5 protein-coding genes are annotated in these 3,406 nt (G+C 76.9%); 1 reads left to right on the top strand and 4 read right to left on the bottom strand.

What is annotated here, in order from left to right; translation table 11 throughout:
* Window position 1 precedes the first annotated feature (1 nt).
* From MY520_RS27780 to rimP, 4 genes are all read right to left on the bottom strand, one after another.
* Window positions 2-637 carry a translation initiation factor IF-2 N-terminal domain-containing protein gene (locus MY520_RS27780; protein ID WP_436695930.1) on the bottom strand — a complete coding sequence of 212 codons (636 nt, stop codon included), beginning with the start codon at window positions 635-637 and terminating at the stop codon, window positions 2-4.
* Between the two features lie 61 nt (window positions 638-698).
* Entirely contained in the window at window positions 699-1,073 is a 375-nt protein-coding gene (locus MY520_RS27775) for a YlxR family protein (protein WP_436695931.1), read from the bottom strand.
* A 41-nt stretch (window positions 1,074-1,114) separates the two neighbouring features.
* Window positions 1,115-2,248 (bottom strand): transcription termination factor NusA, encoded by a 1,134-nt coding sequence (gene nusA, locus MY520_RS27770; RefSeq protein ID WP_436695929.1) that lies wholly within the window; start codon window positions 2,246-2,248, stop codon window positions 1,115-1,117.
* Window positions 2,245-2,829: a ribosome maturation factor RimP gene (gene rimP / locus MY520_RS27765; RefSeq protein WP_436695928.1), complete on the bottom strand. Its 585-nt coding sequence runs from the start codon at window positions 2,827-2,829 to the stop codon at window positions 2,245-2,247. The genes nusA and rimP overlap by 4 nt, the downstream gene beginning before the upstream one ends.
* Window positions 2,830-3,049: 220 nt before the next feature.
* Here rimP and MY520_RS27760 point away from each other — a divergent pair.
* The coding region (locus MY520_RS27760) for a hypothetical protein (protein WP_436695927.1) at window positions 3,050-3,406 on the top strand (357 nt) is incomplete at its 3' end.

Genomic DNA, 3,406 nt, shown 5'->3' with positions numbered 1-3,406 from the left:
GCTACGATCCGACTTGCCGCGGGCCACCGGCACCGGGGCGCTGGCCACCGGGCGCCAACCCACCCGCCGCAGCCGGACGGGGCGCGGCCGGACCGGGCCGCGGACCGCTGGGTGCCGCGGGCGGCTGCTGCGTCGGCGCACCGGCCGCGGGACCGGCACTGGCCGCCGGCGCGACGGGAGCCGCCGGAGCAACCGGAGCAGCGGGAGCCGCCGGAGCGGCAGGAGCAACCGGAGCGGCGGGAGCCGGCGCGGCCGGCCGCGGGCCGGGCGTCGGAGCACCGGGACGGGCGACCGCCGGACGCGGCCCTGGGGTGGGACCGCCAGGGGCACGGGTCGCCGACGCCTGCTGGGCAGGAGCCGGGGCCTGCGGAGCCCCGGCGGGGGTCTGCGCGACCGGAGCCGGCGCCGCCGGAGCGGGGGCCGGGGCGGCGGGTGCGCTGGGACGGGCGGCCGGAGCCGCCGTGGTGCCGCCGTTGGCGGCGCCGAGGGCCTCCCGGAGCCGGCGGGCCACGGGGGCCTCGACGGTCGAGGACGCGGACTTCACGAACTCGCCCTGCTCCTTGAGCTTGGCGAGCACTGTCTTGCTGTCGACACCGAACTCCTTGGCGAGTTCGTGTACGCGGGCTTTGCCTGGCACGGATCTCCTCTTGGTGAGGCCGGCGGCTGGCCCGCTCGACCTCGTGCTTAGTCCTGCATGGTCATCGTGGGGACTTCACGGCTTGCTCATCCGACGACGTCCTGCCCTCGACTGCGGACCGACCCGATGCCGATCCGTCTGTGTTGCTGCGGTCTGTCGTTCGTTCGTTGTCGCCCGACCCCGCCTCCGCGCCCGGAGCCGCCGCGGACGGCGTACCGAGGACGTGGACCCGGAGCGGACCGGCCTCGACCGGGGTGCTGCTGCGCAGCGCCCGGACGAAGGCCCGGCGTCGCTCCGCTGCGCGCAGGCACTCCGGTGTGGGGTGCAGGGACGCCCCCCGGCCGGGGAGAGTCCGCCGCGGATCGGGGACGAGGGCCCCGCTCCGGACGACGACACGCAGCAGATCGGTGACCGGAGCGCGCTTCCGGCAGCCCACACAGGTGCGCACCGGGATCGACGTTTCGGCCACCCTGCACTCTAGCGCGCGGCGGGGCCCGGATGTTCCGCGCGTCTGGAGCCCGGACGTGATCCTCCACCCTGGGCCCCCGGGCGCCCGCCCGGTCCCCCGGCGCGGACCGGCGGCGCACCGGACCGCAGGGGCGCCCGCCCCACCCCGGGGGACGGCGTCGCGTCGTCGGGCTGGGCGTCGCTGCGGATGTCGATGCGGCACCCGGTGAGCCGGGCGGCCAGCCGCGCGTTCTGCCCCTCCTTGCCGATGGCCAGCGACAGCTGGTAGTCGGGGACGACGACCCGCACGGCCTTGGCCTGGGGGTCGACCACCCGCGCGCTGCTCACCCGGGCCGGGCTGAGCGCCGAGGCGACGAAGGTCGCGGGGTCGTCGGACCAGTCGACGATGTCGATCTTCTCGCCGTGCAGCTCGCTCATGACGTTGCGCACCCGCTGCCCCATGGGACCGATGCAGGAGCCCTTCGCATTGAGCCCCGGCACCTTGGTCCGGACGGCGATCTTCGACCGGTGGCCGGCCTCGCGGGCGACCGCGACGATCTCGACGCTGCCGTCGGCGATCTCGGGGACCTCGAGGGCGAAGAGCTTGCGGACCAGGTTCGGGTGGGTCCGCGAGACGGTGACCTGCGGCCCGCGGAACGTGCGCGTGACCGAGACCACGTAGGCCTTCAGCCGGCTGCCGTGCGGGTAGCTCTCGCCGGGCACCTGCTCGGTGTGCGGCAGCACGGCCTCGACCTTGCCGATGTCGATGAGCACGGTGCCCTGCACGTTGCGGCGGTCGTGCGCCTGCACGATGCCGCTGACGATGTCGCCCTCCTTGCCGGCGTACTCGCCGAAGGTCTGCTCGTGCTCGGCGTCGCGCAGCCGCTGGACGATGACCTGCTTGGCGGTGCTGGCCGCGATCCGGCCGAAGTCGGAGGGGGTGTCGTCCCACTCGCGGACGACGTCGCCGTCCGGCCCGAGCTCCTGGGCCAGCACGGCGACCTCACCGCTCTTGCGGTCGACGTGCACCCGCACGTGCTTGGCGGCGCCGTCGGCGTGCCGGTAGGCGGTCACCAGGGCCGACTCGATCGCCTCGATGACCGTGTCGGCCGGGATGCCCTTCTCCCGCTCGACCGCCTTGAGGGCGGTCACGTCGATGTTCACTGTCCTTCTCCGTCGTCGTCGTCGTCCGCGGGATCCGGCTGCGCGCCTGCCGGTTCGGCCGGCTCGGGCCGGCCGAACTCCACCTGTACCCGTCCGGTGCCGAGCTCCTGCCACGGCACGCGCCGCCGGGTGGGTGGCCGCTTCTTGGCCCCGGGCTTGCCCGCGGCCTCGACCGCGAGCGTGACCCCGCCGTCGTCGACCTCGAGCACCCGCGCGGTCACCTGCTCGACGTCCCCGGCGGGGCCCACCGGGACGGCGACCAGCCGGCCGGTGTTGCGCCGCCAGTGCCGCGGCTCGGTGAGCGGCCGGTCGACCCCGGGGCTGGTGACCTCCAGCACGTACGGGGCCCGGCCGAGGTCGCCGTCGTTCTCGTCCAGCGCCGCGGAGACCGCCCGGCTCACCTCGGCGATGTCGTCGAGGGTGACGCCGGTGTCGCGGTCCACCACCACCCGCACGACGCTGCGGCGGCCGGCCGGGGTGACGACCAGCTCCTCGAGGTCGTACCCGGCGGCGTCGACGACCGGCGCGATCCGGCCGGCCAACCGGGTGGCGACCGGGTCGGTGCGGGAAGCGGCGGACACGGGTTCCCTCCCTCTCCTGGCTCGGTCGGCGCGTGCGCGGCGGGGCGGGCGACCAGCCGTCCCCGGGCCCCGTGGGGCGACGGCGACGCGCCGTCGGCCCACCACCGGCCGGAGGGCCAGGCTACCGCCCGCGGGGCGGGCCCGAGACCCGGCGCCGGGGAGGACCCGCCCGCCGTGTGCTCCCGGCCCCGCGGGGCCCGGGCTGAGAGGATGGACGGCGATGCTCCCCTCCCCCCCGCCCGCCTCCCGGGCCTTCTCGCGGCGGGCCCTGCTGGCCGCCTCGGCAGGGCTGGCACTGGCGACCGCGGGCTGCACCTCCGACTCCCCCGAGACACCCCCGGTGAGCGCCGCGCAGGTCGACCAGCTCGCCGGTCAGGTGTCGGTCCAGCAGGCGCTGGTCGACGCCTACGCGACGGCGGTGACCGCGGACGGCGCCCTGGGCGGCGCGGTCACCCCGCTGGCCCAGCAGGCGGGTGAGCAGCTCGACGCGCTCCGGGCCGCGGCGCCGTCGCCGTCGCCGTCGCCGTCGGCGTCGGCCTCCGCCTCGGCCGCCGCCGCCCCGCCGGCCGGGGGCGAC

Origin of the sequence: Geodermatophilus sp. CPCC 205506 (assembly GCF_051383635.1) — a bacterium.
In the GTDB taxonomy this organism is placed as follows: Bacteria; Actinomycetota; Actinomycetes; order Mycobacteriales; family Geodermatophilaceae; genus Geodermatophilus.
This window is presented reverse-complemented; position numbering and strand designations above follow the sequence as displayed.